Source organism: Mesorhizobium sp. CA5, assembly GCF_020165105.1.
Taxonomy (GTDB): domain Bacteria; phylum Pseudomonadota; class Alphaproteobacteria; order Rhizobiales; family Rhizobiaceae; genus Mesorhizobium.
In genome coordinates this window covers 1-21634 of record NZ_JAIUHJ010000034.1, presented here as the reverse complement: position 1 = coordinate 21634, position 21634 = coordinate 1, and the positions used below count along the sequence as shown (strand labels likewise).

The following is a 21634-nucleotide window of genomic DNA, read 5'->3' as shown; positions in this document are numbered from 1 at the left end:
TGCCGTAAACCCGAAACCGGCTGCTTTTATCGAACCGCGAGCCGTCCAGAAATACGGATAGTTCAGAAATAGCGGCGGCGCGTGCGGCTTTCGGTCAGCTCGCGCACCGCCTCGCGGAATTCGCGAAGGCTGGCGCGGATCTCGTCGATCTCGCCTTGCTGGCCGGCGGGGGGCTGGTCGGCGGGGGGCTGGTCGGCCTCGCCGGCGGCCGGCGACCGGGGATGATAGGACGCCGCCGATGCCGAATAATGATCGTCGTAGGGATCGGTCCGGCCGTGGTCCGGCCGGTACGAATAGGAATAGCCCTGCTCGTATGGCGGCCGGAAATTCTCCCGCGCCGATGGTTGAGCCCGGGGATAGCGTTCTTCCAGGGTGGGCGCCCGCCAGGCGCTTTCAGGCGGGACAGAGTCCATATCGACCGTTTCAGCCGGCTCGCGCCGCACGAAATAGCGAACCGCCGAGGCAAGCGAGCCGAAAAGCCCGGGACGGCCGGCATCGTTGGCCGGTTCCGGCGGCGGCGTGACGGATTTGACCGGAGCCGGTGCAGTCGTCGACACCGGTGGTGGAACCGGCGGTGAAGCAGGCGACGGTGTGAAGGACGCTGCTGGCGATGGCGTGAAGGATGAAGCCGGAGGCGGCATGAAAGGCGGAGCCGGTGCTGGTGTAAAAGCCGGAGGTGGCGGCGGAGCGACAGGCGAAGCCGGCGGCGTGGCGAGTGGTGGCGGCGCCGGTGGGGCGGCCCGATTGGAATTGCTCTCAAGCGCAGAAGGACGGTCTTCACTCCCGCGACGCGAGCGTGCATTGGCCGTCTCGCGCAGGCTGGCAAGGATGCCGCGCAGCGCGCCGAGGCCGATGCCGGCAAACAGGCCGGCGAACAACCCCGCCAAGGCCATCAGGACACGCGACGGCCCCTTGGCTTCCAGCGGCGGTTGAGCCGGCGAAAGCACGTTGATGTTGGCCGAATTGACGTTCTTTTGCTCGCCGGTTTCCTTGGCGCGCAACAAATACTGCTCATAGACGGAGCGCTTGGCGGCGGCTTCGCGTTCCAGCTCGCGTAGCGAAACAAGATTGTTGTTCACATCGCCACTCTGCACCTTGGCCTCGGCCAGGCGCGAGGACAAGTCCTGCTCGAGCTGAACGGAGCGCTTCAGGTCGACCTGCAGCGAGGACGCGATGCGCTGCAGCTCCGCGGTGATGCGTTCGCGCGCGCCGGCAAGCTGGGCGTTTAGCGCCTGCAGCTCAGGATGACGCGGGCCGAACTTGATCGCGGCGCGGTCAGCCTCCTGCTTCAGCGCCGCATATTGCGAGCGCAGCTCGCTCATCATGTTGGAGTTGATCTCTTCCGGCAACGTGCCGCTGAGGACCGAGTTGACGTTCAGCGAGCGTGCCGAGGCGGCGCGGGCGTTCAGCTCGAGCGTGCGGGCGCGGGCGACGGAAAGCTGCTCGTTGAGCTTCAACATCTGATCATCGCTGATCAGGTGGCCCTGCGCGTCGACAAGGTCGTGCGCCGCCCTGAAATCCTCAACGTTGCGTTCGGCCGTCTCGACGCCCTTGCGCAGCTCATCGAGCTTCGACGTCAGCGCGCTCGTCGCACGTCCGGCCATTTCTGACTGGTAGTTGCCGATCTCCCGCTGGAAGACGTCTCTCGTCGTGTTAGCTATCTCTGCCGATTTCTCGCCATTGCGCGTGGTGGCGCTGATGGAGATGACAAAAGTCTTGCCGGTGCGCTCGACCGACAGGCTGTCGGCCAGATTGCCGACGGCCAGCGCCTGGCGGCGAATCTCGTCGCTGCCGGCCGGCTGGTCATCTCGCGAAATCATCGAGCGCAAGAACGACGCGACGCCGAGGCCACCAGACCCCTGACCGTTGAACTCCGGGTCGTTGACGAGGTTGAGCTCCTTGACGACCTCGTCAAGAACCTTGCCTGATGTGACCATCTTGATGCGGGTTTCGACAACGGCCAATGCCGCGTCGGGCTCACCCACCGATTGGGTGAGATCGCGTTCGGCAAGTTTCAGGTCGCCCGGCTCGATGGTTAGCTCGGTCGTAGCTTCGTATTTCTTCGGCGTCGATAGCGCGAGGGCTATGCCAAGGGCGGCGCCCAGGATGGTGGAGGACAGGATCAGCGCTTTGGAGCGAGCGATGCCGCCAATCACCTGCACCGGGTCGATCAGCGGTTTCCATTCCTGGGATTCGTCGGCAGCGGGTGGTCGGCCTACATGACGAGGTTCGGGAGCGGCCTGCGGCTGGTGGCCTCCCGCAGTGCCCCCGTAGCCCTGCCCTAGTGACGCGGCCCGGTCGTCGCCTGTTTCGACGGGATCCGCCTGATCGTGGTCAAATCCGCCGATTTCGGCGGGGCGCGGATTCAACTTTTCTTCGCGCTCGGAACGCGCGGCGCGATGGCGCGCGGCGGCGTCCTCGCGCCAAGAGGAATTGGCCCGGTCGCCGATCGAAACCGTCTTGTCGTCGCCACGCATCGCTTGGCCGAGCGCGAGCAGAGAACGCTCGCGCCTCCATTCATCACGGTTATCCCTGTCGACCATTGTCCTGGAACTTGCTCTCTGGCGGCTTGGGCGCGCGGATCGGCCAATCGTTAAGCCACGCTAAACAGGCATAGGAAACAAACGGTTAATTTTGCGCCTCGGCGGGCACAGTTTTCGCCCTTGTTCACCGCATTTCAGGCCGCCGGGACGGCCGCCAGAACGCCGCGTTAAACTTTGCAGCCTATCTATCGCCCCGGATATGACCCAGGCCAGCGACATGCCGCAAGGGCGGAGCTTCGCGCGGATCGGCCACTTCGTGGCCACCCGCCGGAAACTGGTATTCGATTATTTCTCGGCGATCAGCGGCGCCGGCGGTCGGCTGGTGTTTTCGCTCGCCTATTTCATCGCTTTGGCCAACACGCTTTCGATCGCCGAATTCGGCATGTTCGCGACCGCCTCGGCCGCCGGCATCATGCTGTCGCGCATCCTGGCCTTCGGCTTCATCTCGGCGCTCTACCGCACCGCCACCATCCGCCCCAACCTGATCGGCACGTTCACCGCCGGTTTCCTGCTTCTCGGCGTCCTGTCGCTGCCGTTCCTCGCCGCTGCGTCCTACGGCGTCTATCTGATCTTCTTCGCCGGCACCGTGCCGCTATCGGCCTTCGCCGCTGTCGTCTTCGCCGAGGCGCTTTTGTGGCGACCGGTCGAAGTGGCGCTGATCGTCAACAACGGGCTCGGCAAGTTCGGGCGGGCGGCCGTGCTCGCCATCCTGGCGACGGCGCTCAGGGCAGTCGGCGCGATCCTGTTCATGCTTGGCGCGCGGCACACGATCGGCGTCTGGTCGCTGTTCTATATCGGCGCCAATGCCGCCTCGCTCGTCGTCGCCTTCGTCTTCTTTTATCCGCGCCAGCGGCTGCGGCTGCGCACCGAGCTCTATTTCAGGCGGCTCGCCGATTCCATCTATGTCGCCGGCTCTGAAGTGCTGTTCTATCTGCAGATGGAGTTCGACAAGCTGCTGGTGCTGTCGATCGGCGGGCCGCATCTGGCCGGCATCTACGCCATCATCATGCGGCTGGTCGATCTCACCGCGATCCCGATCCGCACCTTCTCGATGATGCTGGTGCAGCGCATGATGCGGGCGCCGGAGCTGTTGTCGCGGCTGGCGGTCAAGAGCGGCATCGAAGGCGGCGTGTTCCTGGTCTCGACACTCGCGCTCGTGTCGCTTGGCATCGTGCTCCACTTCTTCCCAAACGCGCTCGGCAGGAATGTCGCCGAGGCAGCGCCGCTGGTGGCTCTCGCGGTCTGCGTGCCGGGCCTGCGCAACCTCGTCGAATATCAGGCCGAGCTTCTCTTCGCGCGCGGTCAGACGGCGGTGCGGGCGATCAATCTCGGTCTGCTCGCCGGCTTGAAGGCGGTTCTGCTCACTTATGTGCTGACCACCATCCCCGACACGGCCAATCTGGTCCTGTCGCTCAACATCGTCTTCCTGCTGCTTTATCTCGCCTCGATGCTGCTGACCTATTCGGCCATGCGCCGGCCGGCCAAGGCGATCTGAGCCTTACGCGGAAAGCCCTATCAGGCGGCGGATGCGGCCGGTATCGGTGCCGATGAAGGATTGCATGCCGATTGCCACCTGTTCCGGCGCCATAGCGTCGACGAAGCGGCGGAATTCCTCGTCGGACAGCGGCTCGCCGTTCCAGTGGACGCGGCAGAACTCCTCCGAGCCGTGGAAATGGCCTGCGCCTTGAAGGACGTCGTCGACATAGCGGCCATAGATCATGCATTCGGAGAATTTTCGCGCCGAGCCGACCACGCCGACCCAGTCGCGACCATGCACCTTCTCGATGCGCTCGCACATGGCGTTGACCGTCTCGCGGCGCCAGGCGATCAGCGTCGAGATGTAGTCGTGGCTCGATGGATTGGAGGGATCGATGCAGAGCGCGGCGCCCGCATTGCGCGACCAGATGCGATGCTCGTCATGTCCATCGCTCGCCAGCACGCCGTCACGCCGGAACAGCCGCACCTTGCCGTCGCGCCAGAAGGCGTTCGCGTCGAACGGCTTCAGGAAGGCGACGTCGGAATCGCAGAAGACGAGCACGTCTTCCTTTGCCTGCCCGGCAATGGCGATGCGGCGCAGCTGCTGCACATGCCAGCCGCGCAGCGGCTGCGTTTTCAGGCTCAGCCAGACGCGGCGGCGGAAGCCGCTCAGCGGATCATCGAACACGCGCAGCCAGCGCGGCAACAGGTCCCGCTCGTCGACAACGCTGCGGCGGCTGCCTTCCAGCTGGCGAAACAGCGCGACGTCGCGATGTTCGGTGAGGATATAATGATGCGCCATGCCGGTGACGTGGCGATCGACGGTTTCGCATAAAAGCCGGCAGCGCTCGAAATCGGGAGCGTAGCTTGCGGTGACGATCGCAGCCAAGGGCATGCGCGGCAGCGCTTCGACCGCAGTGGAGGCGTCCGGAACGAAGCGGCTGTTCACCGGCGCGCCTCCAGCGGCAGCGGTATGCGCAACAGCTTCTGCTTGACGACGCGCCACAGGAAGAGCGGATTGCCGACAATATAGCGGCGCCACAGGCGGCCGGGTTCGATCCACAGGCGGAACAGCCATTCGAGCCGCAGCCGGCGCAGCCATAGCGGCGCGCGCGGCACCGAGCCGCTCATGAAATCGAGCAGGGCGCCGACTGCGACCGGCAGCGTGCAATGGCGGCTGTCGATGTGGCGCTCGATCCACAATTCCTGGCGCGGCACACCCATGGCGACAAGCAGCACATCCGGCCGCAGCCTGGCGATGCGCTCGAGGATCGCCGGCTCCTCGGCGGCCGAGAAGAAGCCGTCATGGACGACGACGAATTTGTGCTGCATGGCGAGCGTCGAGAGCTTCGCGCATGCGGCTTCGGCATTGGCGCGCGTCGTGCCGAGCAGCGCCACCGTCAGCGGATGCGACGAGGCCTGCAGGAAGGCCGGAATGAAGTCCGTGCCGTTGAGATTGCTCGGGAAAGGCGCACCGTAAAGCAGCTTTGCCGCCATGTCGACGCCGACGCCGTCGGGCAGGATGAGGAAGTTTTCCAGCGCCTCGGCAAACACCAGGTCGGTGCAGGCAAGGTTGGCGTTATGGGCGTTGAGGAAGCTCACCTTGGTGAAGCGACGCTCGTCGATCAGCCTGGTGAGCAAGGCGATGGCCTCGTCCCAGCGTATGGCCAGCACCGGAATACCCAAAATGGTCTTGAGCGTGTCGAAGCCGAAAGCGACGCGCGCGGTGTGCATGTTCATGCGGCCGCCTCCTGCCTGACGGCGCCGAGCTTCTCCAGGCCAAGCCCGATCGCGACGTCGAGCGCCTTGAGCTGGCGGCGATGAAAGGCGCTGCCATCCACGTCGCGGACATGGGCCGCAGCCGCCTGCAGCGCCGCCGCGAAAGCAATCGGATCGTCGGTCACTACGCAATTGTCGGGGCGATAGCCGATGCCGCGCAGCGAGCGACTGGTGGCGACGGACGGCAGGCCAAGCTCGAAGGTCTCGATGGTCTTCAACTGCACGCCGCTGCCGGCGGTGCTGATCAAGGGAATGACGGCGGCGCCGCGCACGAAGGCCTGCGCATCCGGAACCCTGCCGACGAAGGAAACGCCGGGATGCGGCGAGCTGATGCCGGAAGGCACAATGCCCGCGATCCTGATGCGGAAATCCGGCTTCAGATGCGGCACGACCTTGGTCAGGAACCAGTCGAGGCCGATGCGGTTCGGCTGCCAGGTCCAGGTGCCGATCAGCGCGGCGTCGCAATCGATATGCCGCTTCGCCCTGCTTGTCGGCGCCTGCGCACGGGTGACCAGCGGCAGCACCGCGGAGCGCCGGTCGGAAGCGACGCCAAGTGCCGCGCGGTCTTCCTCGGCCACCGTGAAGACAAAGCGCGCGGCGCCGCAGAGCCGCTCTTCCATGACCTTGAGGAGCCTGGCCTCGCGGCGGAACATCCAGCGCTGAAGCGCGCTGCCGGCCGCGGCCGCATTTTCCTCGGCCGAGCGGTGCTCGACATTGTGCGCGACGAAGACGAATGGACGGTCGGCGAGAACCTTCTCAAAGGCGCCGGCGAACTGCACCGAGTTTAGGACATAGCCGTCGAAGGGACCGGCGCGTTCGATGGCGTCGCGGACTTGCGCATCGGCAACGACACGCAGCTTGACGGAGGAAAAGGTAAGACCGGAGAGAACCGCCTTGCCCACCCAGGCAAGCTTTTGCAGCGGCGACGCGCTTTCGGTGCGCACCTCGACGGCGTCGAGCACGATGGTGTTTTGCGGATCGGACGGGGCTTTGCCCGGCCAGATGAAGCCGATCACCGTCACGCGCACGCCGGCGCGCCGCAGCGCGTCGATGATCGCGGCGTTGGCAATCTCGTAGCCTGAGGCGAGAGCGCCATCAGGCACGATCGATGTGGCGAACAGCAGATGCATCTCACCTATCCTTGGCTGCAGCCGGTAGCAAAACGCGGTGAAGCCTTGATTAAATGGCACTGTCAAAGGCCGAAGACCCGGCTTTTCCGAAGGACGGGCGAGAAGGTGATTAACGAAACGTTATCACCGCGATGCTATCGAGGGCTCAAACCCTCGCTGCTGGAAACGGATGATCTCTTTGCCGTCCGACGCTTCTGTATCGATCGCGGGACGGTCGCCGGGGCTTGCCGCCGAGACCGTCGTGGCAGTCGTGACGCTGCCGACCTTCAAACGGCCAAAGCAGGTGCTGGAAACGCTGGCTTCGCTCAAGGCGCAACGGACCGGCAGGCGCTTTGCCGTCATCGTCATGGAAAATGAGGCCGAGGCGCGCGAGGGCGCCAAGGCGGTGCTGCCCCTGTTCGAAAGCGGCGAGATGCCCGGCATGGTCATCATCGCGCACGAGCGCGGCAATTGCAGCGCCTACAATGCCGGCTGGCAGACGGCGATGCTGCAGTTTCCCAATTTTCGCCACCTGCTGGTCATCGATGACGATGAGATCGCCGAGCCAGACTGGCTCGAGCGCATGTGCGGCGCCGCGGAGACACTTGAAGCCGACGTTGTCGGCGGCCCGCAGGTACCCATCTTTGCCGATGCCTCGCATGCCAGATGGGCCGAGCACCCGGTGTTCGCGCCGCCCTATCGGGAGACGGGCCGCGTGCCGGCGCTCTATTCGTCCGGCAACCTGCTGCTCGGTCGCAACGTGCTTAAGGACATGGGACCGCCCTTCCTCGATCTCAGGTTCAATTTCATGGGCGGCGGCGATTCCGACTTTCTCAGCCGGTGCGCGCAAAAAGGCTTCGTGCTCGGCTGGTGCGCCGAGGCAAAGGTCAACGAGACCGTGCCGGCCCGGCGCGTCGAGGCCGACTGGATCCGCGCCCGCAGCCTGCGCAATGGCGTGATCTCGACGCTGGTCGAAAAGAAGAAGCGCGCCGGCACGCCGCTTGCCGGCCTCAAGGTTTTCCTGAAGAGCCTGGCGCTGCTCGCCGCCTCGCCGCTGCGCGGCGCCATCCGGCTGGCGCGCACCCGCTCGCTCACGAGCGGCCTCTATCCAGTCTATGTCGCGCTCGGCCGGGTGCTCGCCGAATTCGGATATGCCAATGAGCAGTACCGGCAGCCTGAGAAGAATTGAGCGCGCGCCGCTCGGCGCCGCCTTCACCAGGGAAGGTGTGGCGACGGCTATCGCCGCGCTCCTGTTCACCGTCATCATCGTCTCGTTCCGGCCCTTCCAGCCGGCAGGCGCGGAACTGACCGGCGACGGCGGCGACATCGTCAACCAACTCGGCTTCGGCTCGCTCGGCGCGGTCTCCATCTTCTCGCTGCTGGCCTTCGCCGACCCGCGCGTGGTGCGCTCGCTGATCAGCCCTTCCTGGGCGCTGATGCTGGGCTTCTTCTTCCTATCTGTGGTGCTTGCCACCGATCCGCCCGCGGCGATGCGCGCCGCCTCCTTCACCATGATCGGCATCATCACCATGGCGACGATCCTGGTGCTGCCGCGCGATGCCGATTCCTTCGCCAGGGTGGTCATCTTCACCGCCGTGGTGGTGATCGGCCTTTCCTATATCGGCCTGATCGTCTTCCCGCATGAAGCGCTTCACACCGCCGACTCGCAGGAGCCCGAGCATGCCGGCCTGTGGCGCGGCGTCTTCACGCACAAGAACATCGCCGGGCCGGTCATGGCCTGTTTCAGCTTCGCCGGACTCTATCTCTTCCGGCGCGGCCAGCGCTGGTGGGGCGCCGGCATCTTCTGCGCGGCAATGGTGTTCATGCTCCACACCGGCTCCAAGACCACTGCCGGGCTGGTGCCGTTCTCGATCATGATCGTCGTGCTGCCCAGCCTCATCGGCATGCGGCTCGGCACGCCGATCCTGTTCGCGCTGGCGATCATCGCGACCGCCGTCGGCACGCTCGGCATCGTCTTCATCGCGCCGGTGAAACATCTGGCGGCAATCTATTTCCCCGATCTCACCTATACCGGACGCACGACGCTTTGGGAGTTCGCCGGCGAGATGCTGGCGAAGAAGCCCTGGACCGGCTACGGCTATGAAAGCTTCTGGGGGACGCCGCTGCTGCTCAACCAGGACCAGCCCTTCGACCGGCCCTGGGATATCCGCACCATCGTTCACGGTCACGACGGCTATCTCGACATCGCCGTGCTGATGGGCATCCCGGCGCTCTGCGTCGCCGTCTACACCTTCCTGATCGCCCCTTTGCGCGACTATATGCGCATCCCGGCGCGCAAGGAAAACATCTTTCTCGGCGATTTCTTCATGATGGTGGTGCTGTTTACGGCGCTGAACGGTTTCCTGGAAAGCTTCTTCTTCCATCGCGGCGATCCCGTCTGGCTGTTCTTCGTGCTCGGCGTACTCGGCTTGAGACAAGTCTCGCTGCGGCCGATCCCGGTCCGCCTTTCAAACTAATTCTGGCCGATCGATCTCCCGCCGACTGCTCTTTTCCACTGCGGCGCAACCGTCTAAGGAGAGCCTTCTCGGAGGTTTTCATGACGATCAGGCTCATTCTCGCCGGTTGCGGCAATATGGGTTACGCCATGCTCTCGGGCTGGCTGAAATCCGCCAAGCTCGAGCCGCAAGCGGTGTTCGTGGTCGAGCCCAACGCGGAACTGCGCCGGCGCGCCGAACATCTGGGCTGCCGTACCGCCGCCGACGCCGCCGGCATTCCGGCCGATGCCGTGCCCGATCTCGTCGTCATCGCGGTAAAGCCGCAGGTGATCCGCGAGGTGACGGCGCAGTACAAGCGCTTCGGCGACGGCAGGACCAGCTTTCTCAGCATTGCGGCCGGCACGCCGGTCGGCACTTTCGAGGAAATCCTGGGCGAGCTCGCGCCGGTCATCCGCTGCATGCCGAACACGCCGGCGGCGATCGGCAAAGGCATGATGGTCGTTTTCTCCAACCCGCTGGTCTCCGACGACGTCCGCCGCTTCGTCCTTGAGCTGCTTTCGGCGAGCGGCGTCGTGACGACGATCGACGACGAGGGCCTCATGGACGCCGTGACGGCCGTGTCCGGCTCCGGCCCGGCCTATATCTTCCACTTCATCGAGGCGCTGACGGTCGCGGCCGAGAAGGCCGGCCTTCCCGCCGAAACCGCCAAGCTGCTTGCCATGCAGACCGTCTTCGGCGCCGCCTCGCTCGCCGCGGAAGCAGACGAGGAGCCGGGCGTGCTGCGCCAGCAAGTGACCAGCCCCAACGGCACCACCGCTGCGGCGCTTGCAGTGCTGATGGGCGGCAACCGCCTGACGAAGCTCGTCACCGAAGCCGTGGAAGCCGCGCGGCTCAGGTCGATAGAGCTGGGGAAGTAATCTTCGTTCCGTAGAGCATGTCATCCTGAAGCCGGCGCAGGGCGTAGAGCCTCGTTGTCCGGTCCGGCACGGCATTGTCTTCAGTCAACAACTCGCCCTTGTTCACCGGCTTCAGCACCTTGCCGCCTTCGAGCAAGCCGACCGGGACGGCGCGGACGGCGCGGGCATCGCCGACGGTCATGGTCCAGGAGCGGTAACAAGTCTCGCCGATCGCATCCAGGGTCTCCCCGGCGGCAAGGTCGCGCTTGGCGACCGCGCAGACTTCCGCCACCGGCCTCGGCAGAGGCACCATATCGGGCTTGCCGTAGAGCATGATGCGGGCGGCGGTGAGCGGCACCTCCAGCGAAGTCAGGTGATAGGGCCGGAACAGCCCGTAATAAGGGCCCGTGCCGACATGGAGATCGTCCATGCGTTCGACGACGCGCGGGTGCATCGCCTCGACGATGACGAAGACGCCGGGCGCCACGCCCTTGCCGATCGTGTAATCGACGACGCCTTTCCTCGACAGGAGCCCGCCACGCTCTTTCGGGATCAGCACCTTGGCCAGCTGATCGCGATCGGCCCTGGGGCCGTGCATGCCTGGAACATCCGGGACCAGCCCGGTGGCGTTGGCAATGGCGCACATCTCGACCATGGTCTTCGAGCCGTCGACAAACTCGACCAGCATGCGCGGGTTCATGTTGCGGCGCGCCGCCTCTTCCCGGTAGTCGTCGGGAACCGCGTCGTGGTTGAGCGGATTGTTCTTGCCCTTGCCGGCCGCGACGATGCCTAGCCCAAGCGCCGAGGCGAATTCGATCAGCTCCATGCAGCTTGACGGCTCGTCGCCCGCGCCGACCGAATAGACGACACCCAGCCGGTCTGCCTGCTGCTTCAGGTAGCAGCCGATGGTCACGTCAGCCTCGACGTTCATCATCACCAGATGCTTGCCATGCTCCATCGCCATCAGGTCGAAATCGGCGGCGACGCCAGGTTTTCCGGTAGCGTCGATGACGACGTCGATCAGCGGGTTGGTGACCAGCATCTCGTTCGAGGTGATGGCGATCCTGCCGCTCTCGATCGCCCGGGTAACCATGGAAGCGGTTTCGGCCTCTACCGCCATCGCCTCGTCGCCAAAGGCGATGCGGATCGCCTCACGGGCGGTGTGCGGACGGCGCGTGGAGATGGCCGCGATCGAGATGCCCGGCATCAGCATGCCCTGCGTCACCAGATCGGTCCCCATCTCGCCGGAGCCGATGACGCCGATGCGCACCGGCCTGCCCTCGGCGGCGCGTCGGGCAAGATCGCGGGCAAGCCCGGTCAGGGTGATATTGGTCATGCAACAAAATCCACGGCTTTTTGCTCGGCCGGCAATACAGGGAACGATCCGCGTTTGCCAATCAAACCAGGCTGAAATGGCGTTTTCTTGCGCATGCTTTGCAAGGCCGCAGCAGATTTCGCAGGAGCTTGTGCACGGGCGCTGCACGATTCGCCGTTTCTTTCAGACCATAACCATCGCTGCGCGATTGGAACTGGGAGAGTCCCGACGAGCGCGCCCGGTTTCTGTGCTATTTTTGCTACAGGCTTTAACCCTAATGCCGGAAATCGCAATTTTAGCGGGTGTCTAATCCATTATATGCTCACGTCCCCAAAAAATCTGATAGATACTGGCTGAAAGGTCCGGTGGCAGGCTTGGGCAAATAAGCGCCAATAAAAAAATAATGGCGGGGATAGTCACGGGGTAGAAATGACCAGGACGGGTAAAATTACCGTCGGCTGGCGCGTTGCGCTTGCTGTCACGGTGTCAATGTTGGCTTGTGGTAGCGCCAGCGCACTCACACTCAAAGAAGCTGTCGCCGTCGCCGTGGAGTCCAATCCGGAGATTGGACAGGCGATCGAAAACCGCGAAGCGATCGAATTCGAGCTGCGACAGGCCAAAGGCCTTTACCTTCCCAGCGTCGACCTGGAAGCATCGACCGGCGTTCGCCGCCTGGACAACGACACGCGGCGCGCGCTCGACGAGGATCACAAAGCTCTCTATCCGAACGAGGCAGACCTCACCGTCTCGCAGACGCTTTATGACAGCGGCGCAAGGCGGGCGGAGCTGAACCGCCAGGCCTCGCGGGTCGATGGAGCGTCCTTCAGGGTTCTGGAACGGTCCGAGTTCATCGGGCTCGCCGTCGTCCAGGATTATCTGGAATACATGCTGCAGGCTTCGATCGTGGTCGAAGCCAAGAAGAACCTCGGCTTCCATCAGTCCATCCTCAGCGATATCAGGCAAGGCATCGCAGGCGGCGCGCTCAACGATGCCGACCGGCAGCAGGCCGAGGAACGCCTTTATGCCGCCAAGGCGCGGATGCAGGAAGCGACCGAAGAACTCGAGGCGGCCAAGATCCGCTTCTTCAAGAATGTCGGCAAGCCGCTGACCAACGCGTCGCGGCCCGCCGATGTCGCAGCCGCCCTGCCGCGGTCGCTGGACGATGCGATCGGGCTCGCCAGACAGAACAACCCGCGCGTCCATATGGCCAACAGCGACATCGACGCCGCCGCTTCGCTGGTCGACGCGGCGCGGGCGAAATACGGCCCGACGGTTACCGCCGAGGGCGTTGCCCGGGGCGGATATGACATCGACGGCGACAATGGCGACGCGAGCGATCTGCAGGCTCGGGTGGTGCTGCGCTGGAACCTCTATCGCGGCGGCATCGACAAGGCCAACGAACAGGAACAGATTCGCCGCACCAGCGAGCAGCGCCTTGCGCTGCACCAGGTGCTGCGCGAGATCGAGGAAGCCGTCCGGACCTCATGGGACCGCCGCTTCCGCCAGGCGGAGCTGGCAAAGACACTGCGCCAGCAGGCAGCCACCAATGAAAAGCTGGTCGCCTCCTATCGCGAGCAGTTCAAGGTCGGGCAGCGCTCGCTGCTCGACGTGCTCGATGCCCAGAACACGCGCTTCAACACCGCGACGCTGGCCGACACGTCGTCCTACGCGTCGCTGTTCGCGGAATACCGGCTGCTGGCCGCAACCGGCGAATTGCTGAAGACGCTCAACATCCAGCCGGCCAAGCAGGCCGCGGCCTACGCGCGTGAGGAATTCGGTGTGCCGGCCACGGCCGATACCGAGACCTATGCGCGCACGCCGTCGGAGCAGAAGAACGATCTGCCGTTCGACATCCTCGCGCCGGTCAGGAAAAAGTAGCCGATGTAGTATCGATCTTCGGTCCTTCGGGGCGGATCGTGAACCAGCAACCTAATATCCTATCGCCCAAGGAGGCTTTCAAAGCCTGCTTCTGCGCTGTGGCGGCCTATCTCGGCAGGCCGAGCGCCGAAACGGTGCTGTTTGCCGGCGTGCCGATTTCGGAGACACGCATCGAGCCGGACGAGATCCGCCATCTGGCCGAGCGCATCGGCCTGGAGGTGCAGAATTTCAGCCATCGCGATTTCCTGCGCGGCCGCTTCGATCTTCCGGCCATCGTCTTTCGCGTCAGCCAACTGCCGATCGCCCTCCTGGCGGAGATCGAGAGCGGGCAATATCTGACGGCGCCGCAGGAAAACGGCCGCACCACGATCGACAGGTCGGAACTCGCCGAAAGCTATATCAGCGGCGGCACGTCCTTCTCGATCACCTATGCCAATCAGGCCGAGGAGATGACGGTCGGCACCGCCGCGCGGATCGAAAGGCGCCACTGGCTGACCGGCACGATGGGGGCGTTCTGGCGCACCTATTCGAAAGTGGTGCTGTCGGCGGTGTTCATCAATCTGCTGGCGATCGCCTCGCCGATCTTCACCATGAATGTCTACGACCGGATCCTGCCCAACAAGGCGATCTCGACGCTGTGGGTGCTGGCGCTCGGCATCGGCGCGGCGATCCTGTTCGACCTGCTGCTGAAGACGGCCAGGGCATCGCTGATCGACTATGCCGGTCGCAAGGCGGACCTGCGGATTTCCTACCTGCTGTTCGAGAAAGTGCTGAATTCCTCGCTTTCGGCGCGGCCCGGGTCGACGGGTGAATATGCAAACCGCGTCACGCAATACGAATTCGTGCGCGAGTTCTTCACCTCCAACACGATCAGCGTCTTCATCGACACTATCTTCGTCTTCGTCTTTCTGGCTGTCATCTACGCCATCGGCGGCTGGCTGGTGGTCATACCTGCGCTGGCCTTCGTCATCTCCGTCATTGTCGGGCTGATCACGCAGAGGCGGATCGGCAAGCGGGTCGCGGCATCGATGAACGAGGCGTCGCAACGCCAGGCCCTGCTGGTCGAGTCCATCTCGACGCTGGAGACGATCAAGTCGCTGCGCGCCGAAGCCTACCTGCTGCGCAAATGGGGCGAGCACTCGAAGAACGCGGCCAACACGTCGGAAAAAATCAAGGAGCTCTCGGCGGCGGCGGGCAATATCACCGGCGCCATCCAGCAATTCGTGACGGTCGCCCTGGTCGTGGCCGGCGCCTATGCGTTCTCGGAAGGCCAGGTGTCGACCGGCGCCATCATCGGCACCGTGATGCTCGCCGGCCGCGCCGTGGCGCCGCTCGGCCAGATCGCCATCACGCTTGCCCGGTTCCGGCAGGCGATGCTGTCGCTCAAGATCATCAACACGATCATGTCGCAACCGGAGGACCGCCCCGACACCGTCGGCTTCGTCAACCGGCCGATCCGCAGCGGCGCGCTGGTCTTCAGGAATGTCGGCTTCGCCTATCCGGGCACGGAAAACGAGGTTCTGAGCGGGCTCAACATCGCGGTCAAGCCTGGCGAGCGGGTCGGCATCATCGGCCGCATCGGCTCCGGCAAGACCACGATGGGACGGCTGATCGGCCGGCTGTTCCTGCCGACGTCGGGGGAGCTGCTGCTCGACGGCATCGACATCCGCCAATACCACCCCTCGGAGGTGCGTGCCGCGGTCGGCATCGTCGCGCAGGCCGGGGACCTGTTTTCGGGAACCATCAAGGAGAACCTCCTGATGGCGGCGCCGGGAGCGACGGACGAGGAGATCATCGATGCGGCGAAGGCCGCCGGCGTCGACGACTTCGTGTCGCGGCATCCGCGTGGCTACGACATGAATGTCGGCGAGCGTGGCACCAATCTCTCGGGCGGCCAAAGGCAGGCTGTGGCGATCGCGCGGCTGCTTTTGACCAAACCGAAGATCGTCTTCCTGGACGAGCCGTCGGGTTCGATGGATCTCGCTTCCGAGCGGCAGTTGATCAAACAGCTCAAGGTGGCGTTCGACCGCAGCACGACGCTGATCGTGTCGACCCATCGCTACAGCATGCTGGAACTTGCCGACCGCCTCATCGTCATCGACCAGGGCCGCGTCGTCGCCGACGGGCCGAAGGAACAAGTCATCCAGGCGCTGCAGAAGGCAAATGCCTGACCGGAACGTATGGACATGCTAGCAAGGGAAGACCGGCCACCACTTTTCGCCTCGGCGTCCGTCTACATCGTCGGGGCGCTGTTCGTGTGCTTCACGGCCTGGGCGTCGTTCGCCGAGGTCGACGAGATCGCGCGCGGCGACGGCAAGGTGATACCCGCTTCGAAGACGCAGATCATCCAGGCCAGTGAACCGGGTGTGGTGCAGGAGATCGCCGTCCAGATCGGCCAGACGGTCAAGAGGAACGACCTCATTATCCGCCTCGACAATTCGGGCAACACTTCGAGCCTTGGCGAAGAGAAGGCCAAGGCGCGAGCGCTGCAGGCGCGCATCGCCAGGCTGCAGTTCGAGCAGAGCGGCAGTGTCGAAGGGTCGTTCCCCTGCCCGGCGGAAATCCAGAAGGTCGCGCCGGAGATCTGCGACAACGAGCAAAGGCTGCTTGTCGCGCGCCGCGACAATTTCGAGGTCAAGCTGTCGGTTCTCAAATCGCGCCTCGACCAGCGCGAGAAGGAACTGGACGAGGCCACCGCCAACGCCGACCGCCTGTCGAAGAGCCTTGCCGTCACCGACCAGGAAGCGGCGCTGGTCGAACCCATGGTCAAGAAAGGCCTGATGGCCAGGACCGAACAGATCCGCGTCGAGCGCGAACAAACCGACCTTCGCGGACAGCTGACCCTTGCCGGCGAGACCATCAAAAAGAGCAAGGGAGCAATCACCGAGGCGCAGCTTCAGGTGAACGAATTGGGGCTGCAATTGCAGCAGGAGGCGTTGAGCGACCTGACGCAGGCGCTCGCCGATCTGTCCGTGGTCGACGAAACCATTCGCGGCGCCACCGACAAGGTGGCGCGCACCGACATCCGCTCACCGGTCGACGGCATCGTCAACACGCTCGACGTCAACACGCTCGGCGCCTTCGTGCAGCCCGGCGCGGTGGTGGCCGGCATCGTGCCGACCTCCGAGACGCTGCTGGTCGAGGCCCGGGTTTCGCCGCGCGACGTGGCCTTCATCCAGCCGAACCAGGAGGCGCTGATCAAGGTCACCGCCTATGATTTCTCGATCTTCGGCGGCATCGAGGGCAAGGTCTCCAACATCACCGCCGACAGCCTCGTCGACCAGAAGACGGGCGAGCCCTATTACCAGGTGCGGGTCGCCACCGACAAATCGACGCTTACCAGGAACGGCAAGACCTATTCGATCATCCCCGGCATGATCTGTTCGGTCGACATCAAGACCGGACGCAAGACGATCCTCAACTATCTTTTGAAGCCCATCAACAAGGCGCGTCAGGAGGCAATGAGTGAGCGATAGCGCCATCCATCCGGGCACCTCGCGCGAGAGGCTGCTGCCGTCGCTCGCGGCCGAGGATTTCGGCCCCGAATTCCGCGTCGTGGCGCGCGGCGGCGTGCGTCGCGGCATCCGGCTGGAGCGCGCCTTCTGGGTGTCGCTGAAGCAGATGGCCGAAAGCCGCAAATGCACGATCGGCATGCTGGTCGAGGAGATCGCCGAACATCATCCCGACCAGGGCAACCTCACCTCGGCGATCCGCGTCGCCTGCATGCGCGGCCTCGCCGAGGAAAGCATGGAATTGCGCAAGCTCGCTTCGATCCGCACGATCAACGCGATCCTGGTCGCCTGCCCCTCGCCCGCCTTCGCGCTGTCTTCTTCGAAGAAGATCCTGGCTTTCAACACGCCGTTCCAGCAACTGGTCCGGCGCCAATTGCCGAGCGCGCCCGGGGAGGATGGGCGCCAGGACCTGAAGCTGGCGCTCGACCTCAACGTCCCCGACATCTTCGCCCGGCTCGACGCCAATGGCGAAACGCCGGTCACCAGCGGTTTCGTCATCGGCGCCGGCGAGCGCCGCTATCGCGGCCAGCTCAGCGCCGTGCGTGCGCCCGTCACCGAGCCGGAACTGCTGATGGCTTTCGTCTACAACGGCTAGAGCTACGCATTCCTCCGGAACTGTCCGGGCCGCGCGAAGACAACAGAGCGACCGCGTATTTTCGGCGAGGCGCTGAACCGCTCGAACTACTGCCTCAGGCTCGAAGCCACTGATGGTTCCGGCGATCCTTCGCCCGGAGCGACCGTGGCGAAGCCGCCGGCGATGTCGGCGACCTGCGCGCCGGCCTTCGACCCGTGAATCCAGGCGCGATCGGTGCTGAAGGAATAGAGCGGAACATAGTCGGGCAGATCGCTGTCGCGCAGGACGGCGTTGCCGAGGCTGTCCAGGATGAAGGCGCCGCTTCCCGTGCTCACCGACAGGACGGCATGGAAGAACTTGCGGCGGCGATCCTGGAGCACCACCAGCGACATGCTCTGCGCCGGGATGCCGGCCCTGAGCAGCGCCGCCATCTTCAATATGGCGAAATCCTCGCAATCGCCGGCGCGATGCTCGAGGATTTCCGAAGGCTTCGCCCAATAGTCGAGCTTGCCATAGACGACGCTATCCTTGCGATAGGCGATCAGGCGGTTGATGCTGCTGTTGACGAAGGACAGCTTGTCGCGAAAGCCCTTGTCGCCGGCAATCTTGACGATCTCGGCGAAAGCCGGGTTCTCGCGGTCGCAGACGCTGCCGGCGGTGCAATCGACGATGGCCTTGTAGACAGGAGCCCAGCGCGCCGCGACCGGGAAGTTGCGCATCGACAAAGCGACCGAGCCGAAGACGCCGGGGATGATCGCGGCGGTCTGGATCGGGTCGATGCCGGGATCGGTCTTGGCGTGCGCTTCAGCCTCGTAAGGCGCTGCCGGCGCGTAGCCCACAGAAACGTCCGCGATCCGGTATGCGGACGCCGGCTGCCAGGGCAGCGGCCGGGCCAGCGAAACGCCGCCGAGGCTCGCGGGTGCAAGCACCTCTTGCAGGACAGGAGCCGCGCCCGAATTCGCGCTTGCCGACGATGGACCTGCCTGAGCGACAAGGCCGATCGCCAGCAAGAGTACCTTGATCCCCGTCGGGTCTGCTTTTTGTATTTTCATAACGCCCACCTTTGACTGTGGACGCTACCAATATTGTCTCAAATTATCGGAAATGAAGGTGGGTAAATTTCCGCGAATCACGCTATTCTATTTTGCGTCAAATTTTATTCAAAATTATACTTACATTTACCAAGGCGGAAGGCGTGCTGCGTGGTCATTCCCACCCTCGTTAAGGTTATGCATATCCAGATATATCATCGCAATTTACCAAGTGTAAAAAATGCGATTCTCTACATATTCGAATATATGAAATAGATTGAACGTCTGTTGCAAAGCCCGGGCCTGACATGTCTCTTTCCGGGAAATGCCGGAGGGGCTTTAGCTATGACGACCAATATCGAATTCGACGCCGTTTCAAATTCCTGGGACGAGCACACCAGCGCTGGTGAAAATCATATCTCGACGGGTGTGCAGGTTGCGCAGGCGACCGCCGCCCAGGCGGCGAGCGAGCCGGTGCCGGTCGATGTCGGCAGCGGCGCGCCGGCCCAAGGCGCGGCCAATGCGCCGGCCGCAAACCAGCCGGCCGACGCCAAGGCTGCTGCGCCCGCGAACGCGCCGGCGGCAAATGCGGCGGCAGGCAATACGCCGCATGAATATCATGTCGAGGCCGGCAATGTCGTGAAGCTTCCGGCCAGCGTGTCGATCGACAACATCAAGGTCGACGGACATGATCTGATCCTCACGCAGCCCGACGGATCCCAGATCGTCATCAAGGACGCCGCGCTGAATGTGCCGACCTTCATCCTCGGCGACGTCGAGGTGCCGCGCGTGGCCCTGATCGCCGCGCTCGAGGCCAGCCATGTCGATGTCGCCTTCGGCGCCGACGGCTCGATCTCGGCCGGCGGCAACGGCTCGCCGGGCAGCGCGGGCGGCAATTTCGAACATCCCGCGGGCGGCATCGGCGACGGCTTCGGCCTGACGTCGCTGCTGCCGCCGACGGACTTGGCCTTCGGCCAGCCGGACCATCGCGAGCTGTTCCCGGGATTGCTGCCCGATTCGACGCCGACGATCCTCGACCTGACGCCCTCGACCAGCGGCGGCGACACCAGCGTCGATGAAAAAGGCCTCGAGACCGCCGCCGCGACGGGGTCCGGCGAAGCGGGCACCGACCCCGCGATGGACAACGACCCGTCCGAGCACAACACCGGTACGTTCACCATCACCTCGCCCGACGGCATCGGCTCGGTGGACATTAATGGCCATGTGATCACCGCCGCTGAGCTTGCCAACAGCGCGTCGACACCGATCAACATTGCGACGCCCTTCGGCAACACGCTGACCATCAACGGCTACGACGCCGCCACCGGCCAGGTGAGCTACACCTATACGCTGGTGCACAGCGAGCAGCATTCCGATGCGGGCACCGATTCCATCTTCGACAACATGACGGTGACGGTCACCGACAGCGATGGCGACGTTTCGCTTCCGGGAACGCTGTCCGTCGAGATTATTGACGACGTGCCGACGGCGCATGACGACGTTGCCGCGCAGGCAACCGAGAACGCGCCGGTGACGGTGAACGTGATTGCCAACGACGTGCCCGGCGCGGACGGCGTCAACATCACCGACCCGGCGAAGGTCAGCTATGTGGCGAACTCGCTGACTGGCGGTGCCGGCACGGTCACCTACAACAATGACGGCACCTTCACTTACAAGCCGACTGCTGGCGAAGAAGGAACCGTGACCTTCCAGTACCGGATCGTCGATGGCGACGGCGACGCCTCGGTGGCGACGGTGACGATCAACCTGAAGCCGGATTCGACGCCCACCATCGATGTGACGCCGCAGAATCCTGATGCGAACGGCCATAGCGCAGCGAGCGAGGCCGGCCTTCCGCCGCATGATGGCCTGCCGGCCGGCTCGGGTGAAATCGCCGACAACGACGCGAACAACAACAGCGACACCAGCGAGACGACGACCGGCGCGCTGGCGATCACCACTGGTGGCGACACGATCGGCCACCTTTATGTGACCGACAAGGACAATACCCAGATTGAGGTGACGAACGCGGCCGGCGGCATTCTGGTGCACGGCCAGTATGGCGACCTGACGATCACCGGCACGCCGGGGACCGGCTACACCTATTCCTACACGCTGCTCGACAGCACCACCGGTAACGGCACACATGACGATTTCGTTGTCCAAGTGGTCGATTCCGACGGCGACCCCGCTTCCACGACGCTCACCATCGACATCGTCAACGACGTGCCGACGGCACGTAACGACACGGACGCGGCGCAGTCGGGCGAGACCGTGACCGGCAATGTCGAGACCGGGACAAGCACCCATGGTCTCGGCGCGGCGGACACGGCTGGAGCGGACGGGATCGCCTCGATCGCTTGGACGAACGCGGTGACCAATGCCGGCGTGACGACGGTGACCGGCGCGCATGGCGTGCTGACCGTCTTCGCCAATGGCGACTACAGCTATCAGGCCACCCCGAATACGCCGACCGGCACTGACGTCTTCAACTACACGATCACCGACGGCGACGGCGATACCTCGCCGGCGACGCTGACGATCGAGGTGACCGGCAGCCAGCCGCGTGTGGTGGCGGAGGTTGCGGCGGTGAACGAGGCGGGCATCGACACAACACCACCGGTCGGTGACCTCGGTCCCGGGACGGTGGACGGCTCGCATGCGGGCGACGGCTCGGAGACGACGACGGGCAAGTTGACCTTCTCGGATCCTGACGGGGCGACCGTGACCGGTGTTCAGGCCGGTAATATCGGCAGCGACGTGAACGGCAATGTCGGCACGAACATCAATGGCACATACGGCATCCTACACGTCAACGCGGACGGCACCTACACCTATACGTTGACGTCGCCGGAAGCGAATGTTCCGGCGGGCAATGACGGCGCCAATGTGCAGCCCGGGCAGGATGTGTTCACCTTCACGGTAACCGACAGCTTCGGCAATACATCCACTTCGACCATCTCGATCAATATCACGGACGATGTACCTACGATCTCGAATGCAGTGGTCGGCAGCTCGGTGACGCTCGACGAGACCAATAACGGTCCGACGACGGACGGCGTGCT

General features: G+C 64.2%; 15 protein-coding genes. 9 read left to right on the top strand and 6 right to left on the bottom strand.

The annotated features are described in order from the left end of the window. Window positions 1-62: 62 nt before the first annotated feature. A complete protein-coding gene (locus LB529_RS28090) occupies window positions 63-2543 on the bottom strand; it encodes a GumC family protein (RefSeq protein WP_224712902.1) in 2481 nt (826 codons plus the stop codon). Between the two features lie 199 nt (window positions 2544-2742). On the opposite strand from LB529_RS28090, the gene LB529_RS28085 reads away from it, so the two are divergent. Continuing rightward, window positions 2743-4038 carry a lipopolysaccharide biosynthesis protein gene (locus tag LB529_RS28085; protein ID WP_224601011.1) on the top strand — a complete coding sequence of 432 codons (1296 nt, stop codon included), beginning with the start codon at window positions 2743-2745 and terminating at the stop codon, window positions 4036-4038. 3 nt (window positions 4039-4041) lie between these two features. Here the strand turns inward: LB529_RS28085 and LB529_RS28080 are convergent, their stop codons facing one another. Genes LB529_RS28080 through LB529_RS28070 form a run of 3 tightly spaced genes read right to left on the bottom strand, consistent with a single transcriptional unit; the run spans window position 4042 to window position 6928 of the window. Continuing rightward, complete coding sequence (locus LB529_RS28080; RefSeq protein ID WP_095765647.1) at window positions 4042-4968, bottom strand: DUF6492 family protein; 927 nt, start codon at window positions 4966-4968, stop codon at window positions 4042-4044. After that, a complete protein-coding gene (locus LB529_RS28075) occupies window positions 4965-5759 on the bottom strand; it encodes a WecB/TagA/CpsF family glycosyltransferase (protein ID WP_224712901.1) in 795 nt (264 codons plus the stop codon). The genes LB529_RS28080 and LB529_RS28075 overlap by 4 nt, the downstream gene beginning before the upstream one ends. Further along, entirely contained in the window at window positions 5756-6928 is a 1173-nt protein-coding gene (locus LB529_RS28070) for a glycosyltransferase (protein WP_224601008.1), read from the bottom strand. Before LB529_RS28070 ends, LB529_RS28075 begins: the two co-directional genes overlap by 4 nt. Window positions 6929-7097: 169 nt before the next feature. On the opposite strand from LB529_RS28070, the gene LB529_RS28065 reads away from it, so the two are divergent. The 3 genes from LB529_RS28065 to proC all read left to right on the top strand — a co-directional run bounded on the left by LB529_RS28065 (window position 7098) and on the right by proC (window position 10280). After that, a complete protein-coding gene (locus LB529_RS28065) occupies window positions 7098-8096 on the top strand; it encodes a glycosyltransferase family 2 protein (protein WP_224712900.1) in 999 nt (332 codons plus the stop codon). Then, complete coding sequence (locus LB529_RS28060; RefSeq protein ID WP_224712899.1) at window positions 8065-9384, top strand: O-antigen ligase family protein; 1320 nt, start codon at window positions 8065-8067, stop codon at window positions 9382-9384. Before LB529_RS28065 ends, LB529_RS28060 begins: the two co-directional genes overlap by 32 nt. An 80-nt stretch (window positions 9385-9464) precedes the next feature. After that, entirely contained in the window at window positions 9465-10280 is an 816-nt protein-coding gene (proC, locus tag LB529_RS28055) for a pyrroline-5-carboxylate reductase (RefSeq protein WP_224712898.1), read from the top strand. Here the strand turns inward: proC and LB529_RS28050 are convergent. Then, a complete protein-coding gene (locus LB529_RS28050) occupies window positions 10255-11595 on the bottom strand; it encodes an NAD(P)H-dependent oxidoreductase (RefSeq protein WP_224712897.1) in 1341 nt (446 codons plus the stop codon). The genes proC and LB529_RS28050 overlap by 26 nt on opposite strands. Before the next feature lie 468 nt (window positions 11596-12063). Here LB529_RS28050 and LB529_RS28045 point away from each other — a divergent pair, with 468 nt between their 5' ends. The 4 genes from LB529_RS28045 to LB529_RS28030 are packed head-to-tail and all read left to right on the top strand — an operon-like array spanning window position 12064 to window position 17559. Further along, a complete protein-coding gene (locus tag LB529_RS28045) occupies window positions 12064-13452 on the top strand; it encodes a TolC family protein (protein WP_224532565.1) in 1389 nt (462 codons plus the stop codon). Between the two features lie 38 nt (window positions 13453-13490). Next, window positions 13491-15623 (top strand): type I secretion system permease/ATPase, encoded by a 2133-nt coding sequence (locus LB529_RS28040; RefSeq protein WP_224630569.1) that lies wholly within the window; start codon window positions 13491-13493, stop codon window positions 15621-15623. A gap of 15 nt (window positions 15624-15638) precedes the next feature. Then, the gene (locus LB529_RS28035) at window positions 15639-16928 is read left to right on the top strand and encodes an HlyD family type I secretion periplasmic adaptor subunit (protein ID WP_224532547.1); all 1290 of its coding nucleotides are present in this window, start codon (window positions 15639-15641) and stop codon (window positions 16926-16928) included. Beyond that, complete coding sequence (locus LB529_RS28030) at window positions 16918-17559, top strand: ribbon-helix-helix domain-containing protein (protein ID WP_140847429.1); 642 nt, start codon at window positions 16918-16920, stop codon at window positions 17557-17559. The genes LB529_RS28035 and LB529_RS28030 overlap by 11 nt, the downstream gene beginning before the upstream one ends. A gap of 86 nt (window positions 17560-17645) precedes the next feature. On the opposite strand, the gene LB529_RS28025 is transcribed toward LB529_RS28030, so the two are convergent. Further along, on the bottom strand, window positions 17646-18590 hold the full coding sequence (locus LB529_RS28025; protein ID WP_224712896.1) for a transglutaminase-like cysteine peptidase: 945 nt from the start codon (window positions 18588-18590) through the stop codon (window positions 17646-17648). A 324-nt stretch (window positions 18591-18914) separates the two neighbouring features. Between LB529_RS28025 and LB529_RS28020 the strand changes: the two genes are divergently transcribed. Further along, window positions 18915-21634: beta strand repeat-containing protein (locus LB529_RS28020; protein WP_224712895.1), on the top strand; the 2720-nt coding region annotated here is incomplete at its 3' end.